Consider the following 19,080-nt stretch of genomic DNA (forward strand, 5'->3'; position numbering starts at 1 on the left):
GTTTCCTGTTAAGCTCTGTTTTAGAATATCGATTTAAAATGAAAGGCCATGTATTTTTACATGGCCTTTCATTTGCCTTTTATCTAGTCTGTTGCTAGGCTCAGCCAAAGATTGAAAAAAAGCTGTGAAAGCAGGTAAAAAGGAGTGAGTCTTGTAATGAGTGGAACAATCTTGGTTATCGGTGGTGCAGGTTATATTGGCTCATGTACCGCCCATCTTTTACATCAGTCTGGGTGTAATGTTATAGTACTTGATAGTTTGTTGCATGGGCAAAAATTTTTACTCCCATCTGTTCAGTTAATTCAAGATGATATGGGCAATTCCGCTATTCTTGAGCGTATTTTCAAGCAATACCCAATTAAAGCAGTCATGCTTTTTGGGGCGCTCATTGAAGTAGGTGAGTCGGTCAAGTACCCTGCCCGCTTTTATGACAACAATGTCAAAAGAATTTTAACGTTGCTTGATAGCATGCTTGAGTATGGTGTTGGGACATTGATTTTTTCTTCAAGCTGTGCCGTGTATGGTGTGCCTGAATACACGCCTATGGATGAGTATCACCCTCGCAATCCCGTCAATGCTTATGGCAAAACGAAGTTAACAATAGAGTTTGCCTTGCAGGATTATGCTCAAGCTTATGGGTTACATTATGTCGCACTACGCTATTTTAATGCCGCTGGTGCGTTGCCAGACTACGGCCTTGGCGAGCAACATGATCCTGAAACACACGTTTTACCACTATTGCTGCGCGCTGCACTCAATAAAAAGCCATTTACCATTTGGGGCACAGATTATGATACGAGAGATGGTTCTTGTGTGCGCGATTTTATTCATGTTCATGATATTGCTCATGCACACTTGCAGGCATTGCACTATCTTGTAGAAGGTGGGAGCAGTGATGCTTTTAATTTGGGTACTGGCCATGGCTATACTATTAAAGAATTGGTTCAGGCTGTGGAAAGAACATGCAACGTAAATGTCGATGTTATTCATGAACAAAGACGTGGAGGTGATGTTGCAGTACTTGTTGCAAATCATGCTAAAGCGACATCTGTTCTTGGTTGGCAGCCGGTCCATTCTCAACTGCAAAATATTGTTAGTTCTGCGCTTGAGTGGGAAGTAAAAAAACGACTGCTCTTTGATAAGGTGCAGTGATAAACTGTTGTCAGGGCAGTAGTAAATTCGTTATACCTTAAAAAACAAGGCAGGGTAAGCTTTGTTAAATGTTGGGCTTTGAAAGAGAGAAGAGGAGAGTCATGACGAGTGCTGTTTTCAAGCAACAACGTTTTTTTTTGGTTATTCTTTTTTTAATGTCTTTTGCACTTCGGGCGGTGGTCTTCCACTGTTATTTGGCGCATGATAACAATTACTGGCAGGTTGACTCTCGTACGTATGACCGTATTGCCCAAAGCATTGCACAAGGTAAGGGCTATGCTGAGGCTGACGGAACTCCCCACTTTTATCGCGTGCCGGTTTATCCGGCATTTTTAGCATTATGGTATAAAATTTTTGGTCATGATCATATTAAAGCCTTGTGGCCACAGGTGCTACTTGCCTCGTTTATTCCACTCCTCATTTTTACCTTGTCTCTTATTCTCTTTTCCAAGCAGCTGTTACTTGCGCAGTGTGTGGGTGTTTTTGCTGCTCTGCATATTGGATTAGTGTTATATGCCGGCTTCATGATGACTGAAACGCTTTTTATTTTACTGCTTTTGTTATTTCTAATTTTTTTCTGTTCATCGTTTAAACTTTTTTTTTGCAAGTATGAAAATGGCCATCCACCTGAGTTACCTAACGAAAATGCCGGGGTTGAGTATGTTCCACGTTATGCGCCGCCCAATGAGTTAGCTAGCCAGTATTACACAGTCTACAAGCATACACGATTGTCACAGGAACAAAGGCTGCAGTACATTGAAGGCGATCCGATTGCGCGTAGGCTATTCATGTCGGGATTTTTTTTAGGGTTGGCCTCACTCGTCAGGCCCGTGGGGCATTATATGTTGTTACTTGCCTTGTTACTTTTGTTTGCCAGTAACGATGAGCTACGTCACCGTATTGGCAACATTATTATTGTTTGTTCTGCGTGGCTGATTCCTGCTGGCTTTTGGCTTGTTCGTAATTATCTTCTTGCTGGTGCATTCTTTTTTCATACATTGCCAGGGGGGCATTTTTTGTATCTTTCCGGTGCACGTGTTGCTATGCATGTGCATAACTGTTCGTATCAGCAAGCGCGTGAAGTTGTGCGTCTAGAAGTCAATCAGATGATTGAGCGTTATGAAAATGAAATCAATCGGTCACTTAACGAAATTGAACGCTGCTATGTGCATGAACAGCTTGCTAAAAAATATTTTAAAGCGAAACCTCTTTATACACTTAAATATTGGTTGACTGATATGCTGCGTGCGTGTGGCTCGCTTTACTCAGCTGAGTTGCTGTATCTTGACTCTGGTCGAGCTGAAGTCGATTATTTTGCTAAAGATCGTTCTTATTGGTCTATGTTTTCGCGCTATTTATTTCCACAAACCAGCACGCCATGGCTAAAGGTAATCGTTTTTGGTGAAATTATTTCATTTTTTTTAATTTTGCTTGGTTATTTACTTGGTGCTATAACGATGATCATTCATTTGCTTAAAAAGCGCTTTACATTTGATTTTTTCCAGGATTTTGATAGTTGGATAAAAGCCTGTTCGTTTATTGCGCTGTTTATTGTCATTTCACTGGCTGGCGGTTATGCGCGTATGCGCTTGCCTGCTGAACCACTGATTATTATTCTTTCGTTTTGGTCGTGGGGTAGCTTGGTGTATGTAAAGTTTGCAGGAGAGAAATAAAAGGGTTTGGTTACTTCATTCCGCAGTGTTTGATCTTTTCCCTATCTGGGCTATGCTTGGTCTGTTTTTTATTCATAATATTCAACCCAAAAAAATCTTAAAAAAAGGCCGAGAATATGAACAGATTCAAAATGTTAGTTTTAATTGTAGGTTTGCTGAGTAATTACTCTGGTCTGTTTGCCATGGAGGATGGCATGGTGCCTCGAGGTATTCGAGTTCTAATGTTGCAAGCGGTTGCTAGTGGATTAGGTAAGACCAATGTTGTTAAAGTACTTTCACATTGTGTAGCCGAAGATTCCAATAAAAAGTACAGATCTACAATGGAAGATGAACATGATGTTCAGCTTTTTCCAGACGAAGACCAGGCATTTTTTGGTGTGTATGATGGCCATGGTGGCAAGCAAGTTGCAACTCATGTTAAACAGCGTTTAGTTTCCAATATTCGTCAAGCATATGCAACAAGCAATGATCCTGAGCAAGCGTTGATCACCGCATTTTCCCAAACTGATAGTAGCCTTGAAGTGAGCAGAGTTAGAGCTTATTCTTCTGGATCAACGGCAGCAGTTGCATGGATTAATGGACATAATTTACATGTAGCCCATGTTGGAGATGCACGTGTGTTGCTTTTTGATAAGGAGGGTAGGGTATTGCACGTCACCAAAGACCATAAACCAAACAGTGATGATGAGAAAAAGCGAATTCAAGAGGCTGGATTGAGAATTGAGTTTTATGACGGTTGCTGGCGAGTTGATGGCCTGGCAGTGTCACGCTCGTTTGGTGATTTTGGCATTTTTGGAAAAAATCCACGTGAGAAATTGATTCTCTCAGAGCCAATAGTGACTTCACTGCAATTGACCGGGGACGAGGCTTACATGGTTATAGCCTGTGATGGATTGTGGGACGTTATGGATGAACATCTAGGGCAAGATAATGACGCAAAGGGGCAGTCCTCTCAAGTAGCTCGATTTATTTTTGAACAAGTTAAAAATGGCATTGAGCCTCATCAGCTAGCCCAGGCGCTTGTTAATGAGGCTTTGAAATTGGATACTGCAGATAATCTCACAGCCATTGTTGTTAAGTTTTGAGAAACCAAAAGAAGTAGCACCCCATTAAAAAACAAGAAAATTATTTTAGGAAGCAACTATGACAAAAACAGAAAAAATTTCTTTCTCCGTGGCTCTTCTTTTCTCTTGCATTACCGTTTGCAGCTTACAGGCTGAAGTTTCATTTAGGACAATAATAAGTGGGGCACGAACAGTAGATATATTCAATGTTCCGTCAAGCAGTCATAAAACTAGTGCTCGCGTAGCTGGCACATGTGCATTACTTGCACGGCTTGGTAGTGCGTATGGTCAAAATGATCAGCATCATTATAAAAAATCATGGGCGGTGGTTGATGCTGGGCAGATTATAAAAAATATATACGATTTTGCTACACAGCAGGGTGACAGACCAAGGCCAGAAGAGGTAGCTGTATGGCGTGACTGGGTGCATAGATTGTTGGTAAGTGCTGAGACAGTTTTTGCTGTTTTGCAAGATAGTGCTGATAATGAGCAAAAGCGCTTGCAGCTACAATCACTCGAGTCGCTGACAAGGCTTGCTACTATGGCAGCAAATAATGCCTGCGATATGCCACGTGCGATTTTGTTTACAGCACTTTTAGTTGGACATGGTGGTTATTCATGCAAAGAGTTTACTCAAGAGCTGCAAGCAGAAGACTCTGAAGAGATCAAGGAACTAAAAAGACGGGCCATTGATGAAGGGTTGCTTGATAGTGACGGTAAACCAAAAAATAACGGTGATGACCTGCAAACTATTTTGCAGAAAATGAGAGAAAAAATGGCAGCCGAAAAGCCGGATAATGGAAAGTCTGGCGAAAATTTTGTTAAGAATTTGCAACACAGTGTAGATGCCCAGAAAGGTGGGCGACCAACAATGGAAGACGAGCATGATATTCAGCTTTTTGCAGAGGAAGGCCAAGCATTTTTTGGTGTGTACGATGGCCATGGCGGTCGGCAAGTTGCAACTTATGTTAAAAAAAATCTGGTTAAAAATATTCGAGAAGAATACAAAAAAAATAGTGATCCTGAAAAAGCGTTAACTGATGCATTTGCAAGAACTGATGCGGATCTTAAAGACGTTGCTAATGCAAACCAATGTGGCTCAACAGCCGCATTAGCATGGATTAACGGACAAAACGTACATATTGCGCACGTTGCAGATGCACGAGTATTGCTTTTTGATAAGGACGGTAAGGTATTGCACATCACCAAGGACCATAAACCAAACAGTGATGATGAGAAAAAGCGAATTCAAGCTGCGGGTGGAGTAATTTTCAATGGAAGAGTTTTTGGTACATTAGCGGTCCCACGATCGTTTGGTGACTTTCAATATGTTGGAACTAATGGTGAAAAGTTGATCATTTCGGAACCAACGATAACGACGTTGCAATTGACTGGTAAGGAAGCCTACATGGTTGTAGCATGTGATGGATTGTGGGATGTAATGGATAATAAGCTTGAGTGTGACATTGGCAGACCGTCTGAAGTCGGAGCGTTTATTCTTAACAAGGTTAAAGAAGGCACACAGCAGGATGTTTTAGCTAAAGTATTGGTTAAGACAGCTCTAAGCAAAGGTTCTACTGATAATGTTTCAGCGATCATTGTTAAATTTGGAGAAGTAGAAAAAAAGTAACGCCTTGACTTTTGACCACAGCGCTCCAGACTAAAGACTATACTCTCTAAAAAGGAGCGCTGTGGAGTCTCGAGAAAAAAAAGTTTTACTAGGTTTGTTTTGTTTTGCCTTTATCGTTCGCTTATTATTTTTCTTTGCATTTCTTGCAGACAATCCCTGCAAACTTACCTTTGACAGTGGGCACTATCACAACTTAGCGTTGAGCTTGATTGATGGACAGGGGTTGTCTAATGCAGACGGCTCGCCACAGTTTTATCGACTGCCGGGATATCCGATTTTTCTTGCTCTGTGCTACGGTTTGTTTGGGGTTAACCCAGATGTTGCGCTGTTTATACAAATGCTGTTGGCATCATTAATTCCGGTATTAATTTTTATGCTCACACGTTTGATCTTTCCTAGAACATTTTGGTGTGCAGCACTTGCAAGTGTGTTAGCATCACTACACCTGGGGTTGGTTTTGTTTTCAGGCTTGGTGATGACCGAGACACTCTTTGAGCTATTCTTTCTCTTTTTTGTATATGTTACGACCAAAAAAATTTATGAGCCGCAATTGCCTGACAAATATTTTTTATATGCAGGACTCAGTCTAGGTGCTGCAGGCATTATTCGTCCTGTTGGGCAATATCTCATTCCACTTGCGCTAGCAGTAGTCTTTTTATTTTATGATAGACCAATGCGTGAGGTATTAAAGGCAAAAGCATGGCTTGGTGCCGGAGCCCTTGCGATGGTTGGCCCATGGCTGCTACGTAATTTTTTGTTGACCGGTTACTTATTTTTTTCAACATTGCCGGGACCTCATTTTTTCAATCATGGGGCTATTCCATTAACAATGCGTAATAACAACATGAGCTATACCCAAGCAAAAACATACATGCAAGACCAGTTTAATAAGCTTGAGTCTGTGGCTCAAGAATTGAGGCAGCGTCGCTTATCAGAAATTGAACGTTCAAATCTGCAGCAGAAGCTTGCCATTGAAGCAATGCGTCAAAATTATTGGACTAGCATTGTGTATTTTGTAATGAATATGTTTAAAACATCAAGTTCATTGTACTCATCTGAACTCCTGTTTATCGATAGCGGCGGCTCGTTGCCTGAATATGATGTTGGTCGTGGCTTGCAGGCTATGATCGGTAGATATTTGTATCCAACTGTTTCAAATAAGGCGATTGTGTGGGCAATTTATTATGAACTATTATTTTGGACTATAATCTTTTTTGGCATGCTTGGTTTTTTTATTGTTTCATTTTGGACGCGGTATTACTGGTACATTTACGCATTGTTTTGGCCGTATGTACTTTTATTTATTGTGTTGTCGATAGTTTGTGGGTATGCAAGATTGAGGTTGCCAATTGAACCATTTTTAATTATGTTATCCAGTGAGTTCTGGATAAGTTTCGTGTGTGGTAAAAAGGGAATGAATTGAACTCGCAAAAAAAGAAAAAAGCCGTAATTATTGGTGCTGGCCCAGCCGGTCTTACTGCTGGAGTTGAGCTTTTAAGAACGAAAAAGTTTGCTGTTGATTTGATTGAAAAAGAGAAAGTTGTCGGAGGGCTTGCCCGTACGACCGAATATAAGGGATGTCGGTTTGACATAGGCCCGCATCACTTCATTACTGAATCACCAAAAATTGAACAGTGGTGGAAAGATGTGATGGGGGATGATTTCATCAAACACAAACGGTTTACCCGTATTTTTTATAACAACCATTTTTTTCACTATCCACTTGATCCGGGCAATGTTATTCGTGGCCTCAATTTTGTTGAGTGTGTCAAGTGTGTGCTCAGCTACATTAAGATTAGGTTGTTGCCGATTAAAAACGTCAAATCATTTCAAGACTGGGTGACGAATCGATTTGGTTATCGTCTCTTCAGTATCTTCTTTAAAACGTATACCGAAAAAGTATGGGGCATAGCCTGCCATAAAATTTCCTCAGACTGGGCGTCACAACGCATCAAAGGTTTTTCGCTTTCTAAGGCGATATTCTATGCGTTTTTTGGACGTTTTTTCAAAAAGAATAAGCCACGTACGATCAACGATGTATTTTATTATCCTTCACAAGGTTCAGGTGCATTGTGGAATCGTGTTGCGCAGAATTTAACTTCGTTTGAGCAGGGGACCATTAGTCTTGATGAAGAGGTGGTCTACATCGAGCATGATGCAGGCAAAGTTATTGCAATAGCAACGCGTAAAGCGCAGACCCCGCCAGTTAAAGGTGTAGCTCAGCGCTTGATGCGTTATGAGGGTGATTATTTTCTTTCAACAATGCCATTGCGTGGGCTTATTATGTCGCTTAATCCATTGCCACCGGGTGAGGTAGTTGATGCGGCTTCGGCATTACAGTACCGTGGGCTGATTACGGTCAATCTTATCATCAATAAAACTCACATTTGTCCTGATCATTGGCTTTACGTGCATGAGAAAAAAGTACGTATGGGGCGCATTGGCAACATGAATAATTTTTCTATTAAAATGGCTGATCATCCATCTCATACTGCCCTTAGCCTGGAATATTTTTCGTTCGTGGATGAACCATTTTGGTTTAAATCTGATGCAGAGCTGATTGGGATTGGTAAGCGAGAACTTGAGGCAATTGGCCTTGTTAAGGCGGCTGCCGTTATTGATGGTATGGTAATGCGTACGCCTCAGGCGTACCCGGTTTATGATGAAAACTACAAAGAGCATCTTGGTTGTGTTCTCGATTATTTGTCTCAATTTAAAAACCTTCATTTAATGGGGCGAAATGGCTTGCATCGTTACAATAATATGGACATTGCAATGCTTTCTGCAATGAAGGCAGTTGATGATATTTTAGAGCAAGAAAAAAGACAGGACAGAGAAGAAGAAAAAATTGTTGAACAGCAGCCTACGGTATAAGAAAAACCGTAGCGTAATGTGAGTTACTGTGTGTGGTTATACTGGTTATGCTAATCTTTCACGCTCAACATTTCGGGTAGAGCAAGAGCTGCTTGACAACATGCAGCAGTGCATAGCACATCGCGGTCCAGACCAATATGGATTTTGGTCACACAGCGATCATGAAGTTGCACTGGCGTCTCGCCGTCTAAAGATTATTGACTTGTCAGAGGCTGGGCGGCAGCCGATGGTCAATGAGTATGAACAGATAGTTGTTGCGTTCAATGGAGAAATTTACAACTACCAAGAGTTACGCCAAGAGCTACAAGCACTTGGCTGTTTTTTTGCTTCACAAACGGACACCGAAGTGATCATTCATGCATACAAGCAGTGGGGTATTGATAAAGCGTTAGAACGTTTTGATGGTATGTTTAGCATTGCTTTGTATGATATGGCAAAGCGCGAACTTTTTCTCATACGTGATCGCATTGGTGTTAAGCCATTGTATTTTTCACAGCAAGGAGGGTACCTCAGCTTTGCGTCAGAGATTAAAGCACTCTGGGTGCTACCATGGATGAAGAAAGCGATGTCATCGCGTGCTGTTTATCATTACCTGACGTTTATGGTTGCGCCAGCACCAGTTACTATCTTTCAGGGTGTTTATAAATTACCAGCAGGGTATTATTTGAAGCTTGACGCCAACAAAAAGGTTTCATTTACCCAATGGTACTGTCCAATTGAGAAAATAAGCCGTGCTGAGAGAAAGCAGTTTTACAGCCAGGATTTTTGTGTTGAGGGAATTCGATCGCTGCTTGTGAAAGCCGTGCAGAAGCGTATGGTTGCAGATGTTCCTGTCGGTGCATTTCTTTCGGGAGGTATTGATTCAAGTTTGAATGTTGCTTTGATGTCACGTTTTAGCTCTAATGTAAAAACGTATACAGTGCGGTTTTTATCTAGCCAAGGGTATGACGAGGGCGCATGGGCGCGTTTAGTTGCGCGAGAATTTGGCACAGAGCATCATGAAATTGCTATTGCAGAGCGAGAGGCATACGACTTTTATCAGCAGATGGTATATCAGCTCGATGAACCGTTAGCAGATTGTGTGTGCATACCGTTTTATTTTGTTTCAAAACTTGCACGAGATGATGGGGCTATAGTTGTTCAAGTGGGCGAGGGAGCCGATGAGCTTTTTTTTGGTTATCCTACGTATAACCGCTATCGCAGTATTCACAATTGGTTTTGGGTTCCAACAAGTCATCTTGTTCCCCATGGAATACGAAAAGTACTCTGGTCGCTCATGCGGCATTTTTTACCAGAGAAGAATCGATGGACAGAGCTGTTTCATAAATGGTCGCATCACCGACCACTTTTTTGGGGTGGAGCCATAGGATTTCCAGAACTTGCCAAAAGGCGTTTATATGCTGAGCATGTGGTCAATAAGTTTGATGAAGCAGAGGATAGCGTAGTTGAACAAATTTATCCTGGTCTTGTACAAAATTATGATAGTTTCTCTTTTGTTGAGTACCATTTGGCAAAGCTTGAAGAGCTTTGGCCTGAAGCTGATTTTGGTCAACAAATGTTGTATCTGGAGCTTAAACAGCGCCTACCAGAGCTGTTGCTCATGCGTGCAGACAAAATGTCAATGGCTGCAAGCATTGAGGCACGTGTACCATTTTTAGATCACAAGCTTGTAGAGTTCATGATGCATGTACCGCTAGAGTTGCGCTGTAGAAATGGAACGACAAAATATTTACTCAAAAAGGCTGCCGAAGGCCTTATACCTCAAGAAATTATTCAGCGTAAAAAAGTTGGCTTTGGGGCTCCAACACATGATTGGCTTGATCAGGGCAAGCATTTTCCGGCCTATTTTGCGCAAGGTGCGCGAAGAGCAAATGGTCAGAAAAATATTATGCCTGCACGTGCGTGTAATAAAATATCACAGGTTTCACGGCTTACGGTACAGCAGTGGATTTTGCATCAGTTGCAGACCTTTGAACAGTTGCAGTAGTTTGTTATAGGGATGGTGTGAGAAGTATAGGTGTAGTTCTTTGTAGTGTGATTGCCTATCTTGGGCTTTCGTGGGTTTTATTTATGCAGGTTCCAGCGATTGTTGATGCACATCTTGATATTGATTCAAAAGCATATGTCAAACGTGCGGAGTTGTTTGCAAAAACTAGTGACTTAGTGGGGCACAAGGAGCAGCTTCCATATTATCCTCTTGGATATCCTTTTTTTATAGGCTTGTTGTTTAAATTATTTGGCTCGAGTAAGCCTGTGGTGATTTGTGCTCAAGTGTTGTTTGGTTTGTGCTCAATTGTTGGCATCTTCTTTTTAACACAGCTCTTTTTTGATTCGTTAGCAGCGTGCATAGCAAGTGTTTTTATGGGACTGAATGTTGGCTATTTGGTATTTGCTCAATTCATGCTTTCAGAAATAATTTTGAGTCTGTTACTGCTTTTATTCTTTTTTCAAATGATGCGCTTTATTACTGATTATGATGTTTATGATGTTGCGTTGGCGGGACTAGTTTTGGGCTTTTCAGTCCTATTCAAACCTGCAGCATTGTATTATCCTCTACTTCTAATTCCTCTTGTATTATGTGTTGGACAGATAGCGTGGGTAAAACGGTTTAAGAATGTAGGGGCATTTATTTTTGCGTTTTTATTACCATTGTGCTCGTACATGACGTACAACAAAGTTGCGCATGGGCAGTTTTATTTGACAGCTATGACTGAGGTTAATGCGCAGCTATGGTTTTTTCCGCATGTTCTTGCTTGTAAAAACTCGTCAGACGTTGAAGTGGAGCGGGCAAAGCTAACTGCTGTTTTTAACAAGCCAGAAGGGTCTAAAAAAATAGCACATATGATGAAACAAGAGTTTGCTAAAAAGCCACTGTTATTTGTTGGGGTGTGGTTTAAAAATGTTATGAAAACGTGGGTCGGTCTTTTTTCATCAAATCTTAAAGTTCTCATGCATGGGCCAGGACGTAAGGGATTGTCTTTTTTTAAACAGCAAGGTTTCTTGTTGCAACGATTTTGGATGTATATGACAGGAGGAACAAAACACACATGGGTGCAGGTTATTGCTGTATCTGAAATGGTGTGGAGTGTTGTGCGTTATTTTCTTTGTTTAAGTGGCTTATGTGTTTTACTGCGACAGAGACGATGGATGATGCTTGTGTTCTTGTTATCCTATTTATTTTATTTTTCTATGATAACTGGGCACGATGGGTGTGCTCGATTTCGTATGATGTTTGAGTTCGTACTGATTTTACTTGCAGCAGGAGGTGCGTATGAACTTATTAGACCAAGAAAAAGGAAAAGAAGGTTGGTCTGACGGCAATGACGGAAAAGGGAGAGGAGTACGTTGTGCGCAACGTGTATGTAGTTATTCTTGCCGGCGGTAGTGGGCAGCGGCTTTGGCCGCTCTCCACTCCAGACCACCCCAAACAGGTGTTACCATTTATTGGAAAAAAATCATTGTTACAACTCACTTATGAGCGTGTGCAGAAGTTGGTATGTGATCAAGAAAAAATAATTGTTGTAACACGCCAAGATCAAAAAGAGCTTATTCTTAATGAATTACCACGCCCTTTCCAGGGTCACATTATTTGTGAGCCAGTGGGAAAAAATACTGCCCCAGCAATCTATTTGGCAAATGACTTTATTGCTCGGCATGACCCTCATGCTCTGGTGGTTGTTGTGCCGGCTGATCATTTTATTCCGGATACAAATGATTTCTGTAAAACGTTGTATGATGCGCTTGCATATGTGGATGGTCATGACGATCTTGCGCTAGTTGGTATCAGGCCGCGTAATGCGGCAACAGGGTATGGTTACATACAGACGGGTTCTGTTGTTTCAGGGGTTGCTCCTTTGTGTTTGCGTGTAGAGCAGTTTCATGAGAAGCCTGTACAAAAAAAAGCAGAAGAATACGTAAGTATGCAAAATATGTGGTGGAATTCAGGTATGGTTGTTGGGCGCGTGCACGCATTTTTGAATGAGTTTAGAGCATGTGCTTCACAGCTTTTTACAGAATTAACAGCCTTTGTGCAAGGGCAATATAACTATCAAGATGTTCAGTCAATATCGTTTGATTATGCGGTGCTTGAGGCAAGTTCTCGAGTTGTTTTGTTTCCTGCAACGTTTGAATGGTGCGATGTGGGTAATGTGTATACGTTTTTGTTGCTTAAGCAGCAATACGATAAAAAACATGATGTTGTTAGTATTAATGGCAGGGCTAATGTAACAAACGTCATAGACAAAAAAGTTGTTTGCATCGGGGTGAGTGACATGTGTATTATTGAAACTGACGATGTAGTTGTGGTTGTACCAAAGCAAGATGTTGAATCGGTTAAGCAGGCCGCACAAAAGGTGTTCACGGTTGGGGTTTAATAGTTATTTTTGGAGATCAATGAAAAGATATCTACTATTATTGTTTGTATTTGTAAGCCTTAGTATTTCTGCATCTGGAAAATATAAGTATCGAGCAAATCTTGTTGAAGTGACATCAGTGAACAAAAATATACGTGTGGATGTTCGTTATGCTACCAAAGATAATTTTACTGGGGAAAAAGTATATCCTATTGCACGTTGCTTGTTGGATAAGGGGGCAGCAGAAAAGCTCAATGCTGTGCAAAAGGAATTAGAAACGAAAGGATTTGGACTTAAAGTGTGGGATGCCTATCGTCCGTTTTCCTGCCAACAAAGGCTATGGGATGCTGCACATCGAAATGGTAAGGAAAAGTATGTTGCAAACCCAAAAATGGGTGGCAAGCATACACGTGGAGTTACGGTAGATATAACGCTTGTCACTTTTCCTGGGGGAAAAGATGTTGAGATGCCAACAGAGTTTGACAACTTTACGCAAAGAGCTCACAGAAGTGCATCGGTTGGTATTTCCAAAAAAGCTTTGGAGCACCGCCAGCTTCTTGAAGATGTCATGGTAAAGCATGGTTTTGATCCATTACCACATGAATGGTGGCATTTTGATCTGAAGGGATTTGAGGAGTATGAGCCACTTGATATAGGTCTTGAGGACGTCGCCATCTGAGCTTTAATCCCTCTATTCAATTTTACTTTTTTACAGACTTTTTATTCCCATAACACAATCTGATCTGTGGTGTATAGTCTTTTGTTTCTAACTTTTTATCTATATTTTTTGTCTAACTATTTATTAATCAAATAGAAATTTTGTACACTCAGGTATGCAAAAAAAGACGTCATGCGCGAACGTACTGTTTGTCAAGAAAGGCGAAGGAGATGCTATGAACAAGATTGATCGCATGATTCATCAGTTTGATGCGTATGTAGACAAGAAGGTAGGCCCATGGTGGAAAAACTGGAGAAGGTACTTTTCCATTTTTAGTAGCATTTTTCTATTGCTTCTACTGATAGTTGTTTTAGTTCGCATGTTTTATGTACGACCATACCACTTATCAAAGGTCATGAATAATGATTTAGGGTTAATTGAGCGCATTTTTGAAGACATTGATAAGGAATGTAACATTTTATCAATTCGCAAGTATGGTGCAACAATTGATTTTCTTACCGTTGCACGTTTTGCGGGTTCTTCTGTGGGGTGCTTAAATTTGGCTTACCCAAAACATTGGAACGGACCGTATCTTAATCGTACGCCATCAATTCAAGGGCGTCCGTATCAAATTGTGCAGACACAAGAGGGGCATTTTGTTGTGCCAGGTGATGGTGTTAAGCTACCCAATGGTAAAATTATTGGTAAAGATATTATTTTTAATGCTGATACCGTTATTTCTGAAATGATCAAACCAGATGGTGAGCTTTGCCATAATAAACAGCCTCTAGCGCTTAAGCTCAAGTTTAAAGTCGGTGACTGGGACAATCCTGTTGCAAAGGAAGATAAAGATGATGAAGACGTTTCTGCAATTTTAAAAGAATTTGATGCAGCGTTCCCTTATTCGTGGAATGAAATTGAGTGGTTTAAGCGTCAAGACCAGCGTTCATGTGTGTAGTTTTATTGTTCCAGCAAAGAACGTATTGATAATCCCAATAAAAAGTTTGATGGGGAGTGGGGCGTTTTTGTCCCCTTCTGGGTCATAGTGTGCGGCAATAGTATGTCCCGCGATCAGAATTAATGGCATAAGTGAATCGATAGGTGCCACGACAGACTCAGGAACATCTAAGCAGTTACACCACAAGCATTTGCCATCACTTTGACCGTAGGGTACAAGTGCATTGCACAGTTGGTTAGCCATAATGCCATCAAAGGTGATTGCTTTGGTTAGGATCTCTTGGGAAGAGCAACACGTGGTGTTACTGTGATTTGTTTTGTGTTCATACGTTAGGTAAGCCGCTTTGGCTAAAATATAGCAGAACAACGCCGTGGTTGCACCGGCAAGATAAATGATGGCATTTTGTCGTTTATAGGTTGGTAGTCTTTTTTCTCGTTGTTCATCGCTAAAATAAAACTGTGAGATCTTTTGAGCTTCTTCGTTTGTTACGTTTTCCCCTTTTGCTTTAATTTCAGCAATACAGCCGACTAACAATGTTTTTTTAAAACTGGGAATAACATTGCTATAGCCTGCAGACACGTGCCAACTATCAAATGAAACTGGGCCGATTTTGAACCATGCTTCCTGTCCTTTTCCTATGTGTATGTCGATTGGTGAGTCATAGAAATGTTTTGCGGCTAACGCGTGGCCAAACTCATGAACAAGCGTAACGAAAAGTTGTATAAGAAAGGTTTGCACTATGGTTTTTGAAAATTCTTTGGGTTCAAATTGCTCGATTAAACGAACAGGGTCATAGCCATCTGGGGTTGCAGAGTTACTTGGTGTGGGGACAGAGCACAGGGCTAGCATTAAAAAAAATACAGGTCGAAGTTTCTTTGCCATAAAGTGACTTCAATAAGGCATTGATTGTTACTTATTCAAGGGTAGTACGCTACTTTTGAATTTTTCATCAGTCCCTCAAAAGTAGCAAAAACGTTTAGGTTAGGCAAAAAAGCTTTTTCGTTAAACCTTTTCTAAGAAATTTGAGAGTATCTTCTTAGAACCAATGCTGAAAATTGCTGTTATGTAATACTCTTTGGCATTTTTTTCTTCAACATGAGTGATAATGCCAAGGCCGAATTTTTTGTGTTTAACTTGCTGATTTTTTTTCCATGGTGCGTTGGAGGGTTGCGATTGAATAACGTTAGGACTTGCCTGTTTTACAGCGGGTTGCTTCCTGGGAAGAACTTTTTTGCCAGGAGTTACTTTTTTGGTAGGCTCTTTGAATGGGTATGAAAGATTTTCAAAGTATGTTTTAGCCGCAGGGGTTAATGCGCCTCGCCCGTGGTACCACTGCTCGAACTGGGTACGAATTTGAGAGGGGTAAGCATATTCAAGGTCAATTTTTTTGAGCAGCCCTTGAGGAAGTTCTTCAAGAAAACGTGACGGGGCATGTTCCATAAGTTGGCCAAACTGATATCTTGTGTGTGCATTGAGCAGGACCAGGTGTTCTTTTGCACGTGTGATGCCAACGTAGAAAAGACGGCGTTCTTCTTCGAGTTCTTGATGAGAGTCGAGTGATCGCCTGCTTGGCAAAAGCTCTTCTTCTAGACCGATAATGATAACGGTATCAAACTCGAGGCCCTTTGCTGCATGAAGACTCATCATGCGTACCTGTTCTGAGCTATTTTCAGACTCAACTTTTTCTTGCAGTAGAGCAACTTCTTCTAAAAACTGTGCAAGCAATTCACTTGTCGCACGGTTGTGCTCAAGGGTTGTAATTTCCAGCTCCTGTTCCTTTTTTTTCTCAAATTGCATGATTGACTGCATAAATTCACGAACGTTTTCAACTTTGGTGGTTGCTTCTTTTTCGTCGTAGGTGTCTTTGAGGTAGGTTAGGTACTCGGTTTTGTTGACGATGCTTTCAAGCAGAGTGCTAGGACGTTGCGTGTTATCATCTTCGCTAAAGAGTTCAAGAAAACTATCGACGCCCTTTTTTTGCATAGGTGAAAGCTCTGGTTCAAGGTAAGCAAAGAGCTGTTTAAAGTTAAGAAGCGGATTTTTATTCCACTCATCGAGTAAAAACTCTTCAAATTTTGCACCCAACCTGCGTGCAGGGCAGTTAATAACGCGTAGTAAGCTTATTTTATCAAATGGGTTAAGCATGAGGCGTAGATATGCGAGTAGGTCCTTGATCTCTTTTCGTTCATAAAACCGTATGCCGCCGATGATCTGGTAAGCAATAGAGTGGTAAATAAGGGCTTCTTCAATAAGGCGCGATTGAAAGTGTGTGCGATATAAGATTGCAACATCACTCAGTTTTTTGTTTTTTGGCAGGCTTGAGAGTATGATTGCAACGCTTTCTGCTTCCTGTTCGCCGTTGCGACAGGATAGATGCAAGATCCTATTGATTGCTTTTTTTTCAGACCATAATTTTTTGGGATTACGAAGCTTATTGTTTGCAATAACGCTGTTTGCCGCTTCAATGATTGGTTGGACTGAGCGATAATTTTGTTCAATTTTTATGGTTGTAACGGGAGCAAAATCTTTTTCAAAGGTAAGCATATTGGTGACGTTAGCCCCGCGCCATGAATAAATTGACTGATCTTCATCGCCTACAGCGCATAATGAGTCAAGCGTAAATTTATTGTTTGTCAGGCCCATGTGCTTGAGGAGCTGATGTTGGATAGAGCTGGTGTCCTGATATTCATCCACCAAAACATGGCGTATCTTATTTTGATGACGTTTTTTGAATTCTTCGTTTGTTGCGAAGAGCCCAAGGGTTTTAATAATTAGATCATCAAAATCGAGACAATGTGCATTGTTTTTTTCCGTCTCATATTCGAGGTATAGATCCCTCATCCAGGGCTGTGTCCACTGTGCTTGGTCAGGATTTTGTTGTTTGTTTTTGAATTGCGAAATCTGATAGCTCGCCTGAGAGGCTGTTGTGTATTTGTTCAATGCATTACGTTTAATAATTTTTTTTATAAGTTCGAGCTGATCGTCCCCATCGAATATAGAAAATTCTTTGAAAGGAAGCAGATCTTTGTTTAATCGCAATAGTAAAAGGCAGTATGAGTGGAAGGTTCCTACAAAAGGCATACGTTTTTCAGTTCCCAGAAACGAGGCGATTCGTTCTTTCATTTCCCCAGCAGCTTTGTTGGTGAACGTTAAGGCTAAGATCTGATAAGGTTGAACCCCTTCATTGAGCATGAGGTGGGCAATGCGCGAGGTGATAACCCGCGTCTTACCCGAGCCAGCACCAGAAATGACCATGAGTGCGCCATTTGTTTTTGTCACGGCATTTCGCTGTGGTTGATTAAGATCTGCTTCTAGGAAGGTATTAAAATTATTAGGAGCTTGGGATTCACTCATGATCTTTTTCTTTGTTTTTGCACAGTATTGAAATATTTTCTGTGTCTTGGATAAACGTTTAATTCTAATGCCAAACAGTGTATATTGTTTACTAGTTGTTTCAAGACACAGTAGTATTTCAAAATGTTATGAAGGCATGCAATGATTAAATATGTCAAATACGTTTGTGCGGTTTTGGTGGCGAGTTTTTGTTTGTGGTGGTGTGGAGATGGCATGTATCGCTATGCAACGCATAATAAATTACCAGAAGTTGCTCTAAGTGGTTTGTGCGAGGGTGGTACGTATTGTAAGCAAGTTGCATGTGCATTATGTGCGGATAATAGTTATAAGATCTCTACAGTTTCGGTTTTTTTAGATGGTGTTGAGTTGGACGGTGGCAGTGTTCACCATGTACGAACTGCTCGTTTTACAACGCCGTTTGTGCTTGATTGTTCAAAGCTTACCGATGGTAAGCATACACTCGAAGTTGAAGCAGTTGACGCAAGCTATAAGCAAAACAAAATTCGCCATTCTTACAATTTTTACGTCGACAATGTGCCACTTCGTGCGCAATTTGTACAGCAAGAGTATGTGACTGACCAAGGTAAAACCGTCCACATGAAAATACATGCGAATAAAAAATTAGAAAGTTTGACAGTGACGGCGTTATCAAAAACCTATGAGTTTTTGCCAGAGTCCTTTGACTCAACGGTTTATGAATGTTTTGTCCCCATTGACTGTGAAGAGCTTGCAAATGAGCATGTCGTTACCGCACAGGTTGTTGATCCCGCCCAGAATAAGACCAAATTAACTGCAAAACTTAAGATCAATGCTTTTGAGTTTAAAAAACAGCGAGGTTTTCGGGTTAGTGATCAAAAACTTGAAGATGAAAGAGAGTTGAGTGTTAAAAATGATGACCTTGAAAATCGACTTGAAGCGTGTTTAAAAGATAGTCCCAAGCAAAAACTGTGGACTGGACCGTTTGAATATCCAATCGAGGTGCAACGCACATCAACGCCATTTGGCGAAGTACGTATGACGCCACAACGTGGTAAGTACATGCATAAAGGGCTTGATTTGATAAATACTCCGCGCAGTGTGGTGTGGGCAAGTCAACATGGCAGAGTTATCATCAAAGATCGTTTTCTCATGACCGGCAACACCGTTGCTATTGATCACGGTCGCGGCGTTTGTACCGTGTATGCTCATTTAGATGATTTTGCCGACATTAATGTTGGGGATATGGTAAGAAAGGGAAATCCGATTGGTAAGATTGGTATGACGGGTTATGCAAATGGTTATCACTTGCACTGGGAAGTGCGAGTTCATAATACGCCAGTTGAGCCGTCTGAATGGACGAGTAAGATTTACTAAAAAAATAGGGGG

Annotated in this window: 14 protein-coding genes; 12 read left to right on the forward strand and 2 right to left on the reverse strand. The window is 41.0% G+C overall.

Annotated features, from left to right (window positions below; translation table 11 throughout):
- The first annotated feature begins 156 nt into the window (after positions 1-156).
- From galE to H6679_03010, 11 genes are all read left to right on the forward strand, one after another.
- On the forward strand, positions 157-1,152 hold the full coding sequence (galE, locus tag H6679_02960; protein ID MCB9493209.1) for a UDP-glucose 4-epimerase GalE: 996 nt from the start codon (positions 157-159) through the stop codon (positions 1,150-1,152).
- Between the two features lie 101 nt (positions 1,153-1,253).
- Positions 1,254-2,825 (forward strand): hypothetical protein, encoded by a 1,572-nt coding sequence (locus H6679_02965; GenBank protein MCB9493210.1) that lies wholly within the window; start codon positions 1,254-1,256, stop codon positions 2,823-2,825.
- 116 nt (positions 2,826-2,941) lie between these two features.
- Positions 2,942-3,910 carry a protein serine/threonine phosphatase 2C family protein gene (locus tag H6679_02970; GenBank protein MCB9493211.1) on the forward strand — a complete coding sequence of 323 codons (969 nt, stop codon included), beginning with the start codon at positions 2,942-2,944 and terminating at the stop codon, positions 3,908-3,910.
- 58 nt (positions 3,911-3,968) lie between these two features.
- Entirely contained in the window at positions 3,969-5,519 is a 1,551-nt protein-coding gene (locus tag H6679_02975; protein ID MCB9493212.1) for a protein serine/threonine phosphatase 2C family protein, read from the forward strand.
- Between the two features lie 61 nt (positions 5,520-5,580).
- Positions 5,581-6,942 carry a glycosyltransferase family 39 protein gene (locus H6679_02980; protein MCB9493213.1) on the forward strand — a complete coding sequence of 454 codons (1,362 nt, stop codon included), beginning with the start codon at positions 5,581-5,583 and terminating at the stop codon, positions 6,940-6,942.
- The gene (locus tag H6679_02985; GenBank protein ID MCB9493214.1) at positions 6,939-8,393 is read left to right on the forward strand and encodes an NAD(P)/FAD-dependent oxidoreductase; all 1,455 of its coding nucleotides are present in this window, start codon (positions 6,939-6,941) and stop codon (positions 8,391-8,393) included. Before H6679_02980 ends, H6679_02985 begins: the two co-directional genes overlap by 4 nt.
- Positions 8,394-8,421: 28 nt before the next feature.
- Positions 8,422-10,380 (forward strand): asparagine synthase (glutamine-hydrolyzing), encoded by a 1,959-nt coding sequence (gene asnB / locus H6679_02990; GenBank protein ID MCB9493215.1) that lies wholly within the window; start codon positions 8,422-8,424, stop codon positions 10,378-10,380.
- A gap of 17 nt (positions 10,381-10,397) precedes the next feature.
- Positions 10,398-11,708, forward strand: coding sequence for a glycosyltransferase family 39 protein (locus tag H6679_02995; protein ID MCB9493216.1), 1,311 nt, complete (start codon positions 10,398-10,400; stop codon positions 11,706-11,708).
- Between the two features lie 32 nt (positions 11,709-11,740).
- Entirely contained in the window at positions 11,741-12,766 is a 1,026-nt protein-coding gene (locus H6679_03000) for a mannose-1-phosphate guanylyltransferase (GenBank protein ID MCB9493217.1), read from the forward strand.
- A gap of 19 nt (positions 12,767-12,785) precedes the next feature.
- Positions 12,786-13,424: a M15 family metallopeptidase gene (locus H6679_03005; protein ID MCB9493218.1), complete on the forward strand. Its 639-nt coding sequence runs from the start codon at positions 12,786-12,788 to the stop codon at positions 13,422-13,424.
- Between the two features lie 214 nt (positions 13,425-13,638).
- The gene (locus H6679_03010; protein MCB9493219.1) at positions 13,639-14,361 is read left to right on the forward strand and encodes a hypothetical protein; all 723 of its coding nucleotides are present in this window, start codon (positions 13,639-13,641) and stop codon (positions 14,359-14,361) included.
- Here H6679_03010 and H6679_03015 read toward each other — a convergent pair.
- The gene (locus tag H6679_03015) at positions 14,350-15,243 is read right to left on the reverse strand and encodes a hypothetical protein (protein MCB9493220.1); all 894 of its coding nucleotides are present in this window, start codon (positions 15,241-15,243) and stop codon (positions 14,350-14,352) included. The genes H6679_03010 and H6679_03015 overlap by 12 nt on opposite strands.
- A gap of 120 nt (positions 15,244-15,363) precedes the next feature.
- Complete coding sequence (locus tag H6679_03020; GenBank protein ID MCB9493221.1) at positions 15,364-17,715, reverse strand: UvrD-helicase domain-containing protein; 2,352 nt, start codon at positions 17,713-17,715, stop codon at positions 15,364-15,366.
- Positions 17,716-17,856: 141 nt separating this feature from the next.
- Between H6679_03020 and H6679_03025 the strand changes: the two genes are divergently transcribed.
- A complete protein-coding gene (locus H6679_03025) occupies positions 17,857-19,068 on the forward strand; it encodes a M23 family metallopeptidase (GenBank protein MCB9493222.1) in 1,212 nt (403 codons plus the stop codon).
- Positions 19,069-19,080 lie beyond the last annotated feature (12 nt).

The sequence above is a fragment of the Campylobacterota bacterium genome (assembly GCA_020633995.1).
In the GTDB taxonomy this organism is placed as follows: Bacteria; Babelota; Babeliae; order Babelales; family RVW-14; genus JACKCO01.